This is a genomic window from Ruthenibacterium sp. (genome assembly GCF_017421385.1).
In the GTDB taxonomy this organism is placed as follows: Bacteria; Bacillota; Clostridia; order Oscillospirales; family Ruminococcaceae; genus Ruthenibacterium; species Ruthenibacterium lactatiformans.
In genome coordinates this window covers 34344-49503 of the sequence record NZ_JAFOIN010000053.1, presented here as the reverse complement: position 1 = coordinate 49503, position 15160 = coordinate 34344, and the positions used below count along the sequence as shown (strand labels likewise).

General features: G+C 60.4%; 13 protein-coding genes. 7 read left to right on the top strand and 6 right to left on the bottom strand.

Annotated features, from left to right (window positions below; all coding sequences use genetic code 11):
- Positions 1 to 2753, bottom strand: a 2753-nt coding sequence (gene ppdK / locus IIY41_RS05700) for a pyruvate, phosphate dikinase (RefSeq protein WP_287400107.1), incomplete at its 3' end; no start/stop codon positions are given.
- Positions 2754 to 3108: 355 nt separating this feature from the next.
- Between ppdK and IIY41_RS05695 the strand changes: the two genes are divergently transcribed.
- The 7 genes from IIY41_RS05695 (at position 3109) to IIY41_RS05665 (ending at position 11322) form a co-directional block, all read left to right on the top strand.
- A complete protein-coding gene (locus IIY41_RS05695; RefSeq protein ID WP_009324850.1) occupies positions 3109 to 3846 on the top strand; it encodes a UDP-N-acetylglucosamine diphosphorylase in 738 nt (245 codons plus the stop codon).
- 58 nt (positions 3847 to 3904) lie between these two features.
- Positions 3905 to 4861, top strand: coding sequence for a ribose-phosphate pyrophosphokinase (locus tag IIY41_RS05690; protein WP_287400106.1), 957 nt, complete (start codon positions 3905 to 3907; stop codon positions 4859 to 4861).
- A gap of 87 nt (positions 4862 to 4948) precedes the next feature.
- Positions 4949 to 5536, top strand: coding sequence for an aminoacyl-tRNA hydrolase (gene pth / locus IIY41_RS05685; RefSeq protein ID WP_050005006.1), 588 nt, complete (start codon positions 4949 to 4951; stop codon positions 5534 to 5536).
- Positions 5529 to 6083, top strand: coding sequence for a hypothetical protein (locus tag IIY41_RS05680; RefSeq protein WP_009324844.1), 555 nt, complete (start codon positions 5529 to 5531; stop codon positions 6081 to 6083). Before pth ends, IIY41_RS05680 begins: the two co-directional genes overlap by 8 nt.
- 27 nt (positions 6084 to 6110) lie before the next feature.
- The gene (gene mfd, locus IIY41_RS05675; RefSeq protein WP_287400105.1) at positions 6111 to 9572 is read left to right on the top strand and encodes a transcription-repair coupling factor; all 3462 of its coding nucleotides are present in this window, start codon (positions 6111 to 6113) and stop codon (positions 9570 to 9572) included.
- A gap of 122 nt (positions 9573 to 9694) precedes the next feature.
- Positions 9695 to 10738 (top strand): hypothetical protein, encoded by a 1044-nt coding sequence (locus IIY41_RS05670; protein ID WP_205488351.1) that lies wholly within the window; start codon positions 9695 to 9697, stop codon positions 10736 to 10738.
- A gap of 104 nt (positions 10739 to 10842) precedes the next feature.
- Entirely contained in the window at positions 10843 to 11322 is a 480-nt protein-coding gene (locus tag IIY41_RS05665; RefSeq protein ID WP_009324837.1) for a GNAT family N-acetyltransferase, read from the top strand.
- 74 nt (positions 11323 to 11396) lie between these two features.
- Here IIY41_RS05665 and IIY41_RS05660 read toward each other — a convergent pair whose 3' ends face one another.
- From IIY41_RS05660 to IIY41_RS05640, 5 genes are all read right to left on the bottom strand, one after another.
- Positions 11397 to 11609 (bottom strand): PspC domain-containing protein, encoded by a 213-nt coding sequence (locus IIY41_RS05660; protein ID WP_009324835.1) that lies wholly within the window; start codon positions 11607 to 11609, stop codon positions 11397 to 11399.
- A gap of 19 nt (positions 11610 to 11628) precedes the next feature.
- The gene (locus IIY41_RS05655) at positions 11629 to 12483 is read right to left on the bottom strand and encodes a DUF4097 family beta strand repeat-containing protein (protein WP_009324833.1); all 855 of its coding nucleotides are present in this window, start codon (positions 12481 to 12483) and stop codon (positions 11629 to 11631) included.
- Positions 12484 to 12490: 7 nt separating this feature from the next.
- On the bottom strand, positions 12491 to 13312 hold the full coding sequence (locus tag IIY41_RS05650) for a DUF1700 domain-containing protein (RefSeq protein ID WP_287400104.1): 822 nt from the start codon (positions 13310 to 13312) through the stop codon (positions 12491 to 12493).
- Entirely contained in the window at positions 13305 to 13625 is a 321-nt protein-coding gene (locus IIY41_RS05645) for a PadR family transcriptional regulator (protein WP_040910218.1), read from the bottom strand. Before IIY41_RS05645 ends, IIY41_RS05650 begins: the two co-directional genes overlap by 8 nt.
- Positions 13626 to 13887: 262 nt before the next feature.
- Positions 13888 to 14973: a LacI family DNA-binding transcriptional regulator gene (locus tag IIY41_RS05640; protein WP_009324824.1), complete on the bottom strand. Its 1086-nt coding sequence runs from the start codon at positions 14971 to 14973 to the stop codon at positions 13888 to 13890.
- Between the last annotated feature and the right edge of the window lie 187 nt (positions 14974 to 15160).

Here is a 15160-nt window from a genome sequence, read left to right as displayed (position 1 = left end):
TTTGCACGGTACACGCCGGAGGAAAGGCGCATTTCGTGCGCCAGCGCGGCACTGCCTGCGCCTCCGGCACTGAAGACGAAAATATCGTCCCAGGTGCCCGACCAGGTCTGTACGTTTTTTTGCAGCACAACGGTCAAACGTACACTTTGCACAGCATTATACAGCTTGACGTGGGCGGTGATGGTATACTGTGCGGCGGCAAGGCGCGCGATGGGCACGCGGAAGGGGGAGCAGCTCACATAGTCCAAGCCCACGCGGTGGCAGAACTCGACGCTCGTCGGGTCGCCGCCGTGCTCGCCGCAGATGCCGAGGCCCAGCTCCGGACGGGTCTGGCGGCCCAGCTTCGCAGCCATCTCCACCAGTTTGCCTACGCCGTTTTGGTCCAGGTGCGCGAACGGGTCGCTCTCGTAGACCTTGTTGTCGTAGTAATAGCTGAGGAACTTGCCCGCGTCGTCGCGGCTGAAGCCGAAAGTCATCTGCGTCAGGTCATTGGTGCCGAAGGAGAAGAATTCGGCTTCCTTGGCGATCTCGTCGGCCGTCAGGGCGGCGCGCGGGATCTCGATCATGGTGCCGACCTCATATTTCATGTCCACACCGGCCTCAGCAATCAGCTTGTCCGCGGTTGCAACAACAACGTCTTTCACGAACTTCAGCTCTTTCACTTCGCCAACCAGCGGGATCATGATGTGGGGCACGATGTTGTAGCCGCACTCCTTGATGACGTTGATGGCCGCGTTGATGACGGCGGTCGTCTGCATCTCGGCAATTTCCGGATAAGAAACGGCCAGGCGGCAGCCGCGGTGACCCATCATCGGGTTGAACTCATGCAGGCTGTCGATGACATTGCGCAGATGCTCCACGGTGATGCCCAGATCCTTTGCCAGCTCAACGATGTCCTCTTCCTTGGTGGGCAGGAACTCGTGGAGGGGCGGGTCCAGGTAGCGGATGGTCATCGGGCGCTCACCCATGACCTTGTACATGGCCTCGAAATCGCTCTGCTGATACGGCAGAACCTTGGCCAAAGCGGCCTTGCGGGCCTCTACGTCGCGGGCTACGATCATCTCGCGCACAGCCTTGATGCGGTCGGCTTCAAAGAACATATGCTCGGTGCGGCACAGGCCGATGCCTTCCGCGCCGAACTCGACGGCCTGCTTGGCATCGCGGGGGTTGTCCGCGTTGGCAAACACTTCCAGCTTGCGCGCGGCGTCGGCCCAGCCCATGAAGCGGCCAAAATCGCCGGAGATGGAGGCTTCCACCGTGGGCACGGCCTCGCCGTAGATGTTGCCCGTGGAGCCGTCGATGGAGATCCAGTCGCCCTCGTTGTAGGTCTTGCCGGAAAGCGTGAAGCATTTTTTGTCGTAATCTACGACGATGTCGCCGCAGCCGGACACGCAGCAGGTACCCATACCGCGGGCCACAACGGCCGCGTGGCTGGTCATGCCGCCGCGCACCGTCAGGATGCCCTGCGCCACGGCCATGCCTTCGATGTCCTCGGGGCTGGTCTCCAGACGGACCAGAACGACCTTCTTCATCTTGCCGCTTTCAACAGCCTCTTTGGCTTCGTCGGCGGTGAACACCACCTGGCCGCAGGCGGCGCCCGGAGAGGCGGCCAGGCCCTTGCCGATGACGGCGGCGGCCTTCAGCGCGGCCGGGTCAAACTGCGGATGCAACAGGCTGTCCAGCTGCTTGGGCTCCACGCGCAGCACGGCTTCCTTTTCGGTGATCATGCCCTCGTCCACCAGGTCCACGGCGATCTTCAGCGCGGCGGCGGCGGTGCGCTTGCCGTTGCGCGTCTGCAGCATATACAGCTTGCCATCCTCAATGGTGAACTCCATGTCCTGCATGTCGCGATAGTGGTTCTCAAGCTTGGTGGCGATGGTCACGAACTGGTCGTAGACCTCAGGCATCTGGTCTTTCAGGTGGCTGATGGGGGACGGCGTACGGATGCCGGCCACCACGTCCTCGCCCTGGGCGTTGATGAGGTATTCGCCGAACAGGGCCTTCTCGCCGGTGGCGGGGTTGCGGGTGAACGCCACGCCCGTGCCGGAGTTCTCGCCGGAGTTGCCGAACACCATGGCCTGTACGTTGACGGCGGTGCCCCAGTCGTAGGGAATCTCGTTCATGCGGCGGTAGGTGTTGGCGCGGGGGTTGTCCCAGCTGCGGAACACGGCCTTAACGGCCTCGATGAGCTGCGTCTTCGGGTCGGTGGGGAAGTCCGCGCCCATTTTTTCCTTGTAGAGAGATTTGAATTTGGCAACAAGAGCCTTCATGTCGTCGGCGTCCAGCTCCACGTCCTGGGTGACGCCCTTGGCTTCCTTCATCTCATCGATGATTTTTTCGAATTCGCTTTTGTTCATCTCCATGACAACGTCGCTGAACATCTGCACAAAGCGGCGATAGCTGTCATAGGCGAAGCGGGGGTTGCCCGTCTTTTTGGCCAGACCCTCAACAACTTCGTCGTTCAGGCCCAGGTTGAGGATGGTATCCATCATACCGGGCATGGAAGCGCGCGCGCCCGAACGGACGGAAACCAGCAGGGGGTTGGCGGGGTCGCCGAACTTCTTGCCGACGATCTCCTCCATCTTGCCGATATACTCGTAGATGTCGGCCATGATGCCTTCGTTGATCTGGCGGCCGTCGTTGTAATACTGGGTGCAGGCCTCGGTGCTGATGGTGAAGCCCTGGGGAACAGGCATGCCGGCATTGGTCATCTCGGCAAGGTTAGCGCCCTTGCCGCCGAGGATCTCACGCATGTCCTTGTTCCCTTCACTGAACAGGTACAGGTATTTTTTGTCACTCAAATTTCTCTACCTCCAAATTTTTTTGTGCGCGGGAAAACCCAAAACCCATTCCCGTGCACGAATGAACAAAAAACTTGTCCATTTGCACACATCATTATAACAAAAAGCGGCGGGCAATGCTACTGTTATTTCCCTGTTTTTTATTGTATTTTAACGCGCAATTTTGAATTTTTGGTGCAATTTTGCCGATGCCCTTGCAAAACGCCTGGAATATCGTAAAATAGAAGTGTATAGATAGGCGTTATCGAACTCTGCGGACGGGCCTTGCGCGCGCCGCACATCAAACCAGAAACGGGGGCGTTTGTCCATGGAGAACGAAGCAATAACAGCATACCGGCAGCGCCGGGCGGCATTTGAGGCAACGTTTGAGCGGCACCTGGCCGCGGGCGTTGTTTTTTATTCCGCCGACGGCATCCTCATCGACGACACGGTAGAGATCGCGCCGGGCGCGGTCATCCTGCCGGGCACCATCCTGCGGGGGGAGACAAAAATCGGCGCGGGCAGCGTCATCGGCCCGAACAGCCTGCTGGAAAACGTGACGGTGGGCGAGAACGTGAAATTCAACGCCAGCCAGGGTTATGACAGCGTCATCGAGAGCGGCGCGGCTATCGGCCCGTTTGCACATATTCGGCCGGACAGCCGTGTGTGCGAAAATGTGCACATCGGCGATTTTGTGGAGATCAAGAATTCCACTGTGGGCAAGGGCACCAGCGTTTCGCACCTGACCTATGTGGGCGATTCCGACGTGGGCAAATACTGCAATTTCGGCTGCGGCGTGGTCACCGTCAATTACGACGGCGCGGCCAAGCACCGCAACACCATCGGGGATTATGCGTTCATCGGCTGCAATACGAACCTGGTGGCGCCCGTGAGCGTGGGCGACGGCGCGTACACCGCGGCGGGCAGCACCATTACCGACGACGTGCCCGCGGGCGCGCTGGGCATTGCCCGGGCGCGGCAGGTGAACAAGCCGCAGTGGGCGAAGGGCAAGCTGGAAAAGTTCATCGCAAAGCAGCAGGCAAAGGAAGAAGCCGGCTCGAAATAAACTTTGAAAACAGAATAAGGACAGAATGACGGATGATGCGGAAAGGACGTGCGCGGGTATGAATCTTCACGGCAAGGATATCAAGATCTTCGCGGGGAATTCCAACAAGCCACTGGCGGCGGCAATGGCGGAGTGCCTCGGCATCACGCTGGGACGCAGCGAAGTGGGACGCTTCAGCGACGGCGAGATACAGGTCTCCATCCAGGAATCGGTGCGCGGCAGCGACGTTTATGTGGTGCAGAGCACCTCAAGCCCTGTCAACTGCAACCTGATGGAGCTGCTCATCATGATGGACGCTTTCCGGCGCGCGTCGGCCGGGCGCATCACAGCCGTCATTCCGTATTACGGCTACGCCCGGCAGGATCGGAAATCCCGCGCGCGGGACCCCATTACGGCCAAGCTGGTGGCGGACCTGATCGTAACGGCGGGAGCCGACCGCGTGCTGACCATGGACCTGCACGCGTCGCAGATCCAGGGCTTTTTCGACGTACCGGTGGACCATATGTACGGCGCGCCCATTCTGACGCCCTATTTCGCACGCAAAACGGAGCCTTACCATGACAACGTGACGGTCGTCAGCCCGGACCTGGGCAGCGTGGCCCGCGCCCGTGCCTTTGCCGAACGGCTGGACGTTCCTCTGGCCATTGTGGATAAGCGGCGTCCAAGGGCAAATGTTTCTGAGGTGATGAACATCATCGGCGAGGTGGAAGGCCGGGACGTGGTCATCGTGGACGATATGATCGACACCGCGGGCACGCTGTGCAATGCGGCCGGCGCCATTAAGGCGCGCGGAGCCAAGAGCGTGACGGCCTGCGCCACCCACGGCGTGCTCTCCGGTCCGGCCATCGGGCGCATCCGGGACAGCGCGCTGGATGAGGTCGTGCTGCTGGACACCATCGCCCTGCCGCCGGAAAAACAAATTGAAAAGATCAAGGTGCTCAGCGTCGCGCCCGTGCTGGCCGAGGCAGTGGCGCGCATCTATTCCGACAAGCCCGTCTCCACGCTGTTTGTGTGAGCGGCGCGGCTGAAATAATACAATACAAATGCAGCGGCACGGCGCGGTGCGCCGTGCCGCCGTGTTGTGCATTCCACAGGAGAGACCATGTTTTTCAAAAAGCAGACAAGCATTGATGCGATCATCGTGGGCCTGGGCAACCCGGGCAAAAAATATGAAGGCACGCGCCATAACGCGGGCTTCGCCGCGCTGGACCATGTGGCGGAAAAATGGGGCGTGAGGGTGACGAAGGCGAAGTTCGACGCGCTGACGGGCACGGGCACGGCGGCGGGCGTGAAGGTGCTGCTGATGAAGCCGCAGACCTTTATGAACCTTTCCGGCGATGCCGTGCGCAAGGCGGCGGATTTTTACAAGGTCCCGCCGGAGCGCATCATCGTTCTGTTCGACGATATCTCGCTGGCGCCGGGACGCCTGCGCATCCGGAAAACGGGCTCGGCGGGCGGGCACAACGGCATCAAAAGCATCATTGGGAACATCGGGCAGGATTTCCCGCGGGTAAAGATCGGCGTGGGGGAAAAGCCGCGTCCGGAGTATGACCTGGCGGACTGGGTGCTGAGCCGACTGACGCAGGCTGAGAAAAAGGCCGTGGAGGCGCGTTACGACGATATCTGCGGCGCGCTGGAGCTTATGATGAAAGGGCAGTTTGACACTGCGATGTCGAGGTACAATGGATAAGAAAAAAGAGAAAATGACGCCGGAGCGCCGGTATGAGCTTGCTTGCCTGATTTTGGGCGGCGTGGTGCTGGGTGGTGCGCTGGGCTGCATTTTGCGGCCCAACGAATGGACGTTTGCCGTTATCCCGCTGCTGGGCGTGTGCCTGACGGCGCTTTTGTGGTGCGCGGCGGCGCGGTTGTGGCTGTGCCGCGACAAGCAGCGCCTGCTGGCAAAAAGCTTTACGCGGCCCGTGCGGTTCGCGCTGGCGGTGCCTGCCTGGGCAGGCGCTACATGGCTTTTGTATCTGCTGCCGGGCAATGTGACGGGTCTGGACGACGTGCTGGCGGAGAGCGTTATCATCTTGACGCTTCTGGCCGGCACCGTGTTCGTGCCCGCGGCTGCGCTGGGCCTGGGTGTGGCTTCCGTTCTGGCGGCCGTGGTGCATCTGCGCCGTACGCCTGCCGCTGAGACGCGGGCCTACCGCGAGGGGCCGTTGGCGCTGGCACTCGTTTTGTGCGTGGGCGTGGCGGCGCTGTGCGTATGTTTTTTTCTTTATTTGACGATATAGCCGCCTTTGGCGCAGAGAGGTTTTTTCATGCTGACTGCTCTCCTGAAACAAACACCTGAATACAAACGGCTGCTGGCGGGCATGGCGGGCGCGAAGCCCGCTGTGGTGGCCCTGTTCGGTATGCCGCCCACGGCCCGCGCCCAGATGCTGGCCGCACTGTGCGAGGATACGGGCCGTTCCGCGCTGGTGGTGTGCGCGGGCGAGGCCGATGCCACGCGCTTTGCGGAGGACGCCGCCGTGTTCGGCCGGCGGGCCGAGGTATTCCCCGCACGGGATTATGTGCTGCGCCCCGTGGAAGGCCAGAGCCATGAATACGAGTACCGGCGCCTTGCCGTGCTGGGCAACCTGGTGGGCGGCCGCACGAGCGTCGCGTGCGCGCCCGTGGAGGCCGTGCTGCAATATACAACGCCCAAACAGGAATTCTGCGGCAACACTCTCACGGTGAAGCAGGGAATGGCTATCTCCATGGACGTGCTCATCGAGCGGCTGTTCGGCGCGGGGTATCTGCGCCGCTTCCAGGTGGACGGCCCGGGCCAGTTTTCGGTGCGCGGCGGTATTGTGGATATTTACGCGCCCGACATGCAGAAGCCCCACCGCCTGGAGTTTTGGGGCGACGAGGTGGACAGCATCCACAGCTTTGACCTTGTTTCCCAGCGGCGGGAAGGGGCGGTGAAAAAAATTTATCTTTCCCCGGCCCGGGAAGTGCTGTTCGGAGACACCGAGGCCGCCGCAAGGCTGCTGCGCACGGCGCTTTCCAAGGCAAAGCCCGCCTACGCGGAAGCTTTGGCCGACGCCATGGACGGCGACCTCAAGGCGCTGGACGCGGGTACGATGCCCGCCGCCATGGACAAATATCTGGCGCTGCGGTACGAAAAGCCGGCGACGATCTTTGAATATTTCGACGCGCCCATCGTGTTCCTCAACGAGCCAAGCGCCGTGCGCGAGGCCGCCAAAGGCGTGGAGTTCCGCTTCGGAGAGGCGTTCAAGGGCCTGTTGGAAGAGGGTGTGCTGGCCCCCGGGCTGGACCGTTTCTACGAGGACACCGCGTATCTGCTGCACGAGACGGAGAAGCGGCATGCCGTGGTGTGTGAAAATTTTGCCCGCACCATCCCGGACCTGAAACTGGCGGATACCGTCAACGCCCAGACCCACAGCCTGCCGCCCTGGGGCGGCGAGGTGAGCGCGCTGGCCGACGACCTGCGCCCGCTCACGGCACAAAAGTATGCCGTGGCAGTGCTGGCGGGCACGCAGCGCGCGGCCGCCGCGCTTGCGCGGGACCTTGCCGCCGCGGGCTTTTCCGCCCAGGCGTATCATAAGGAACCGCCGTCCCTTGCGCCGGGCAGCGTGGGTGTGTTTGAAGGCCACCTGAACGCGGGCGCGGATTACCCCTTCGCCAAGTTCGCCGTGTTCACCAGCCGCCGCCACAACGCGGCCGCGCCGCAGAAGGCCAGGGCAAAGAGCAAGGGCCTTTCCAGCCTGTCGGACATCACGCCCGGCGATTATGTGGTGCACCAGAACCACGGCATCGGGGTATATGCGGGCATCCAGAGGCTGGACCTGCAGGGCGTGGTGAAGGATTACATCAAAATCAACTACGACAAAGCGGACACGCTGTATGTGCCCGTTACCCAACTGGACCTTATCAGCCGCTATACAGCTCCCGGCGACGGCGAGCGCGTCAAGCTCTCGAAGCTGGGCGGCGACGCGTGGAACAAAACCAAAAGCCGCGTGCGCAAGGCCACGCAGGAGATGGCAAAAGAGCTGATCGCTTTGTATGCCCGGCGCCAGCAGGCCCAGGGCTATGCGTTCCCCGAGGACAACGAGTGGCAGCGGGATTTTGAAACGCGTTTTGAATACGACGAAACGGCCGACCAGCTCACCAGCGCGGCCGAAATAAAAAAAGACATGGAAAAGCCCCACCCGATGGACCGCCTGCTGTGCGGCGACGTGGGCGTGGGCAAAACGGAGGTGGCGCTGCGCGCCGCGTTCAAGTGCATCATGGGCGGCAAGCAGGTGGCCGTGCTGGTGCCTACCACGATCCTGGCGTGGCAGCACTACACCACCATTCTCTCCCGCATGGAGGCGTTCCCCGTCAAAGCGGGGCTGCTCTCCCGCTTTGCCAGCGCCCGCCAGCAGAAAGAGACCATTAAGGGCCTTGCCGCGGGTACTGTGGATGTGGTGGTGGGCACCCACCGTATGCTGCAGAAGGATGTGAAATTTCACGATCTGGGCCTTGTCATCATCGACGAGGAGCAGCGCTTCGGCGTCAAGCACAAGGAAAAGCTGAAGGAAAATTTCATCGGCGTGGACATGCTGACGCTTTCGGCTACGCCCATCCCGCGCACGCTGAACATGGCGATGAGCGGCCTGCGGGACATGAGCGCCATCGAAGAGCCGCCCTTTGAGCGCCGCCCCATCGAGACCTATGTGATGGAATACGACGCGGGCGTGGTGGCCGAGGCCCTGCGGCGCGAGCTGGACCGCGGCGGCCAGGCGTATTATATCCACAACCGCATCGATACCATCGACCAGTGTGCGGCAAAGCTGGCGGAGCTTTTGCCCGGCGCGCGCATCGCCACGGCCCACGGCCGTATGGACGAGGCCACGCTTTCGGGGGTATGGCAGAAGCTGCTGGACGGCGAGATCGATGTCCTGGTGTGCACCACGCTCATCGAGACAGGTGTGGACGTGCGCAACTGCAACACGCTCATCATAGAGGACGCGGACCGCATGGGTCTTGCCCAGCTGTACCAGATCCGCGGCCGCGTGGGCCGCTCGGGCCGCAAGGCCTACGCCTATTTCACGTTCCGGCGGGATAAAGTGCTCACGGACATTGCAGCCAAGCGTCTTTCCGCCATCCGGGAGTTCACAAGCTTCGGCTCCGGCTTCCGCATCGCCATGCGCGATCTGCAGATCCGCGGCGCGGGCAACCTGTTGGGGCAGAGCCAGCACGGCCACATGGAGGCTGTGGGCTATGAGATGTATGTCAAGCTGCTGAACCAGGCCATCGCCGCCGAAAAGGGAGAGGCTGTTCAGGCGGATAAGAGCGATTGCCTCATTGACATCACCGTGGACGCCTACATCCCTGAAAAATACATCCCGGACGCCGCCGGACGCATTGAGGCGTACAAGCGCATTGCCGCCATCGACGACCGCCCCGGCGCGGACGACGTGCTGGACGAGCTGGCGGACCGTTACGGTCCTGTGCCCAAAAGCGTGCAGGGGCTTATCGACATCAGCCTGGTGCGGGTGGTGGCTGCAAAGCTTGGCATCTACGAGATCACACAAAACCGGGATACGCTCATTCTGTATTCCGATAAGCTGGACCTCGCCACGCTCAAGCCCCTGCTCAAGGATATGGGCCGCCGCCTGCTGGTGAACGCTTCCGGCAAGCCGTACCTTTCGGTGCGCATCCTGCCCGGCGAAAAGCCGCTGGACGTGATGAATGCCGTGTTCGACAAAATGGCGGAGCTGGAGCGGCCGCAGTAACGCGCTCCGGGGCCGAAAGTTTTGCCCGGCACTTGCCAACGGCCGCGCAACGCGGTATAATTTGTTGTATCATTGCGGGTGAAGGCCGCGGCCGAAGCGGCGCCCGCGCGGAGGGAAACACATTGAAGCTGAAAAAATTCACCGGCCTGCTGCTGTGCGCGGCGTTGGCCCTTTCCATGGCTGCCTGTAAGTTCACCACGCCCGCCGTCGTGATGACGGTGGAGGGCGAGGATATCCCCGCGGGCCTGTACCTGATGTACCAGTATCAGGCGTATTCCAGCGCAAAAAGCAAGCTGGAGGATAAAAGCGCCAAGGTACTGAAAAGCGAGATCGAGGGCGTGAAAGCTGAGGAATGGATCCACAACGAGACGGTGGCCTCCGCAAAACGTTATGTCTGGGTGGAAAAAGCCTTTGCGGAAGCGGGCCTTACCTTCACCGAGGAGGAGCAGGCGTCCATCGACAGCCAGCTCGATGCCATCTGGGCCAACAACGAAGCCCTGCTGGCGGCCAACGGCATTGGGCGGGAAAACTACCGCCGCTTCTATGAATGCGAAGCGAAGTATGAAAAGCTGCTGGCTGAGTATCAGGACGGCGAATCGGACAAGATCACCGACGCCGAGGCCAAAAAGTACATGGACGAGACCTATTCCCGCATCCAGACGCTGGTGCTGCCAACTACGGATGCGGATTCCGCCGCGCTGCCTGACGAAAAGCTGGAAGAGCTGAACGCACTGGCGGCCCAGCTTGCCGACGACCTGAACGCGGGCGGTTCCATGGATGAGCTTGGCCCCGAAACGCTGGAAAAGGCGTTTGAGATCTGCGGCCGCGAGTATGCCGAGGACACCGCTTCGTCGTATATGTCCAAAAGCTTCCTCACCGCGGAATCCACCAGCTATTCCGAGGAATTCGTGCAGGGGGTCGTCGCCGCTGAGGTGGGCGCCGCCGGCGTGTACGACGGTTACAGTGTTCCGATGATCTATCAGAAAATCGCCAACTACGAGGACAATGACGATTTCACCGCGAATTACAAAACGACCATCCTCAGCGAGATCACTTCGGCCGCGTTCTCGGACAAAGTGGAGGAGGAGACTGCGGCCTATGCCGTGACGGAGGATGCCTCCGCCGTCAAGACATACAGCCCGTCCAAGATTCGGGAATCCGTTTAAACCGCGTTTATCAGCAAAGCCTGTGCGAAGAAGCCGGCGGCAGCCGGCTTCTTTTTTGCGCATATATGTTTTACCACCCCAACGAAACAGGAGGACAAAAACCTATGGCACAATTTAGCATCCGCCCCGCCCGGCCCGAGGACTGCGGCACCATTCTGGAGCTGATCCGCGGCATTGCGGAATACGAAAAGATGAGCGACGAAGTCGTTGCTACCGAAGAGACCATCCGGCATGCGATGTTCGACGAACACGTCACCCGCTGCCTGCTGGCAGAGCTGGACGGCAAGGTCATTGGATACGCGCTGTACTTTTACAACTATTCCACGTTTATCGGTACAAAAGGCCTCTATCTGGAGGATCTTTTCCTGTATCCCGAATACCGTAAGGCCGGTTACGGCAAGCGGCTCATCCGCGAGCTGTTCAAGATCGCCGCGGCGGAAAACTGCGGCCGCATGGAGTGGTGCTGCCTGAACTGGAACACCCCCAGCCAGGAGTTCTATAAGAGCCTTGGCGCAAAGCCGATGGATGAATGGACAACATGGAGACTGACGAAAGAGGACCTTGCCCGTCTGGCGGCGGAGTAAGGCCGTTCGTCCAAAGCGTAAAGCAAAGCGGCCCGCACCGGTACACCCCGGCGCGGGCCGCTGCATTTCAGCTGTTATGGACGTACATCGTTGGGGTCGTAGGGCGGCTCCGGCATAATGAGCGCGGCTACGATATAGGCCAGCAGGCCCGAGCCCCAGCCGAAGCACAGCAGCACGAACGCCAGCCGTACGATGGTTGGGTCTACGCCGAAATATTCCGCGATGCCGCCGCACACGCCGCATACCATACGGTGGCCGCGGGCTTTATACAAACGTTTCTGGTCCATCAGTCATTTCCTCCTGTTATCAGTTGAATGTGATCGTTACTTCGCCCATGCCGCATTCGATGTCATAAAATGTGGCCGCGCTGCGGTTTACTTCCAGCTCGACGCCCATGCCGGAATGAGAATAGTCGTCGATGGTCACGGAACCCATGCCGCTCTCCAGCGCGTAGCCGTAGTCCGCCGGCCGGGAGACGGCCACCTCGGCGACGCCCATGCCGCAGGATACCTCGTTTTTGCCGTCCAGGCTGCCGCCGTCGATGGTCAGCTTACCCATGCCGACATCCAGGCTGCTCTCCTGTGTGCAGGTGAGATTTTTTACGGTCATCTCGCCCGCGCCCACCTCAAGGTCGGCTGTGCGGCAGGCCAAGCCGTCCGCCTTCAGCGTGCCCGCGCCGATGGAAAGCTCCACCTCGTCAAACACGGTGTCCCGGGGAACCGTGATGAAAAATTTTACGTTTTCCCAGTTGCGCAGCTGCCAGTCGCCAGTCGTCTTAATCGTCCACACCCCGCCTGAGACCCTGGACTCATAACGCGGGCTGCCGGAGACCTGCAGGTCATACGCGTCACCCGGCTGAATGACGACCTCTGCCGTGGAGATATCGATTTCCAGTTCCCGCACGCTGCCGGTGGGGACGGAGCCGGAGCTGGAGGGGGAGGGCGCACCAGGGGCGGAGGGAGCGCCGGAGGCGTCTGCCCGGAACATGCCGAATTCACCGTCGGTAAAAGCGTCGGTGTAATAGACACGGGGGCCGTTGTCCCAGCCGACGCGGATACTGGTAAGCCGTCCGCCCAGGCACAGGCCCACGATAGAGAGTATGATGCCCAATACAAGGCAGCCGCCCGCAATGCTCAGCAGTGTTTTTATGAATTTTGTCATTGCCGTCTTACCTCACTTTCCCAAACAGGGTGCGGCACAGCGAACCGACGGCACGGAAGAGCGCCGGACCGGCCTTGGCCACGACCCATACCGTACCCGCGCCCAGCAGCGCGCCGATGGAGATGCACAGCAGGCTGAGACCCATCGTCAGGATACCACTGGGAACGGATGTGAACAGCAGCCCAACGCCGCCGCCGAAAGCCGCCACGCCCGCGATCATTGTGGCAAAGCCCGCGAACGCAATGCCGCACAGCCCGCCGACGATGCCCACTACGCCGCCGAACAGGCCGCCGATGAGGCCGATCCAGATGGGACAGGTGAGAATGAGCAGGATGACCCAGAGCGTGCGGTTGGAGGCGGAGCGTCCGCCGTTTTCGCGTTGCGCGCCGTCTTGGCGATAGCTGTATGCATAGGCAGGGCCGTGCTGCGCGCCGTCCGCCGCCTGCGCATTCGGGAAACCGTCCGGAGCTTCCTCGTCCGCGCGCTGGCCTTCGGCCCAAGAGCGTTCTGTTTCCTGCGCCGAGACCTGGGACGCCTGCCAGTCCGGGCCGTCCAGTGTAAGCTCCGGAACGGGCGCCTGTTCCGGCTTTTCCGGAGCGGTGCTTTTTTCCGCTGCATCACGCACGGCGGGTACGCCGAAGCCGCAGTTTGCGCGAATGATGCAGGCCACCTTTTGGGGGCTGCCCAGCTCGGCCAGCACAGCGGCCTCGTTCTCCGGGCCTGCTTCATCCAGATATTCGTTGTAGAATTTCAGCGCTTCGTCGCGCTCCTCTGTGGTGATATCGCGCAGTTGGGCTTCCAGGGCCGCCATAAACTCCGCTCTATTCATTACTGATTCCTCCGAACAATACGTTGTCGATCTTCGCTTTATACTCCGTCCACTCACGGCGGTACGTTTCCAACTGCTCGCACCCCTTTTCCGTGATGCTGTAATAGCGGCGGTTACGGCCTGCAAATTCACGGTCGTAGGTCTCCAGGCACTCGCTCTTCTGCAGACGCCGCAGCACCGGGTAGAGGGTGCTCTCGGACACCTCCATCACACTGCGCACATCCTGCGTGATCTTGTAGCCGTATGTGCTTTCACTGGCCACGACGCTCAGCACCAGGGCATCCATCAGGGCTGCTCCTGTGTTAAAAGCCATATCGTCTTTCACTCCGTTTCTGTTGCGTGGGCGGCCGGGGTTGCACGGCCCCGGCCGCCCGGCATTCCGGATGATTTATTCCGTTGACAATATTATATTGTGTATAATATTGTTTGTCAACACATTATTGAAAATAAATAATTATTATTGGGTGAATTGTTTGAAAAGCGGACGTGCGTTTTGGCTGCATGATAAAAAACACCGGTCTTTGCGACCGGTGTTTTTTTGAATGTATAGAAGGGCGCCGCGCCCTGCGGCAAATTCAGATTTTTTCGCTGCTGCGGTGCGTCGGGCTTTGCCCGGTGGAACTGCGTACGATGAGCTGCGGCGTGTATTCGATTTTATTCACGAAGGGAGTGGGGATGCGCGAAGGCGTGCTCTGTGTGATGACCATATCCACCGCCGCCTGGCAGCGGGTGCGAAGATGATGGTCAATGGTGGTGAGGCCCGGCGTGGTGATGCTGGAAGAAAAAATGTTGTCGAAGCCACACACCGAAAAATCACGCGGTACGCGCAGACCTTGGGCTGCAAGCTCGCTCAGAATGCCGAGCGCCGTCATATCATTCACGCCGATGAGGGCTGTGGCCATGCTCTCACGCCGGATCAGCTCCGCCGTGAGCTGCCGCCCAACCGAATATTCGTAGGGCAGGCCGTCATCCTGGCTGTCTGCCTCGGCCTGGCGGTCGGCCACCAGCACCTCCAGTCCATCCGTCACACCGTGCAGCTCCAACTGCTTGCGGATTCCCTCCAGGCGCTGCTCACGCGCCAGTGTCAGTTGGTTGAACGGCGTGGAGATGAACACCAGCTTGCGGTGGCCCAGCTGATACAAATGCTCGGCCAGCATGGCGCCTGCGTTCACGTTGCTCAGCTCGATGGAGCAGATGGACAGGTCGTCCAGCTTTTCCCCGATGATGACCGTGGGTGTGGACGAGGAGATCTGCTCCACCAGGCGCGGGAAGCTGGGCAGAAAAGTATAGATGATACCGTCCACATGCGCGCCGACAAAAGTGTCGAGATAGAACTTTTCCAGATCCGGCTTGCGGAAGGTGTTGCAGACGATGACGCGGTAATCCAGCGTGTCGGCATAGTCCTCGATGGCCTGGATCAGCTCGGCATAGTACTGGTTGGTGAGCGTGGGCGTCAGAACGAGAAGCATGTTGCTGGCCTTTTTTTCGCGCTGTTTTTTGCGCTGAGGCAGGCGGTAGTTCAGCTTTTGAGCTGCTGCGAGCACGCGCTCCTTGGTCTCGTTGCTGAAGGTGATCTTATCGCTGTTGTTTAAAATAAGAGACACGGTCGCCTGCGAAACGCCCGCAAGTTCCGCAACATCCTGCGAGGTGGCCTTTTTCATGGTCCAGACGCTCCTTTTTAATAATATCTTACTAATATTATAGCAGAAAAATTCTTCAAGTCAAACATAGTGACCAAAAGCAGGGAAAATCTTTTGGCGCTTTGAGGGCTTGATATCTCTTGACATTGGACTGCAGGTCGGATATACTGAAAGTGCAAAATATTATTTATATTGAAATATTATTACT

Bases quoted from the DNA above. Each gene is read 5' to 3' on its own strand.
- IIY41_RS05650 (WP_287400104.1), bottom strand. From the start codon at position 13,312: ATGAATAGAGCGGAGTTTATGGCGGCCCTGGAAGCCCAACTGCGCGAT.
- IIY41_RS05645 (WP_040910218.1), bottom strand. From the start codon at position 13,625: ATGGCTTTTAACACAGGAGCAGCCCTGATGGATGCCCTGGTGCTGAGC.
- IIY41_RS05690 (WP_287400106.1), top strand. From the start codon at position 3,905: ATGAATCTTCACGGCAAGGATATCAAGATCTTCGCGGGGAATTCCAAC.
- IIY41_RS05695 (WP_009324850.1), top strand. From the start codon at position 3,109: ATGGAGAACGAAGCAATAACAGCATACCGGCAGCGCCGGGCGGCATTT.
- IIY41_RS05655 (WP_009324833.1), bottom strand. From the start codon at position 12,483: ATGACAAAATTCATAAAAACACTGCTGAGCATTGCGGGCGGCTGCCTT.
- IIY41_RS05665 (WP_009324837.1), top strand. From the start codon at position 10,843: ATGGCACAATTTAGCATCCGCCCCGCCCGGCCCGAGGACTGCGGCACC.
- IIY41_RS05640 (WP_009324824.1), bottom strand. From the start codon at position 14,973: ATGAAAAAGGCCACCTCGCAGGATGTTGCGGAACTTGCGGGCGTTTCG.
- pth (WP_050005006.1), top strand. From the start codon at position 4,949: ATGTTTTTCAAAAAGCAGACAAGCATTGATGCGATCATCGTGGGCCTG.
- mfd (WP_287400105.1), top strand. From the start codon at position 6,111: ATGCTGACTGCTCTCCTGAAACAAACACCTGAATACAAACGGCTGCTG.
- IIY41_RS05660 (WP_009324835.1), bottom strand. From the start codon at position 11,609: ATGGACCAGAAACGTTTGTATAAAGCCCGCGGCCACCGTATGGTATGC.
- IIY41_RS05680 (WP_009324844.1), top strand. From the start codon at position 5,529: ATGGATAAGAAAAAAGAGAAAATGACGCCGGAGCGCCGGTATGAGCTT.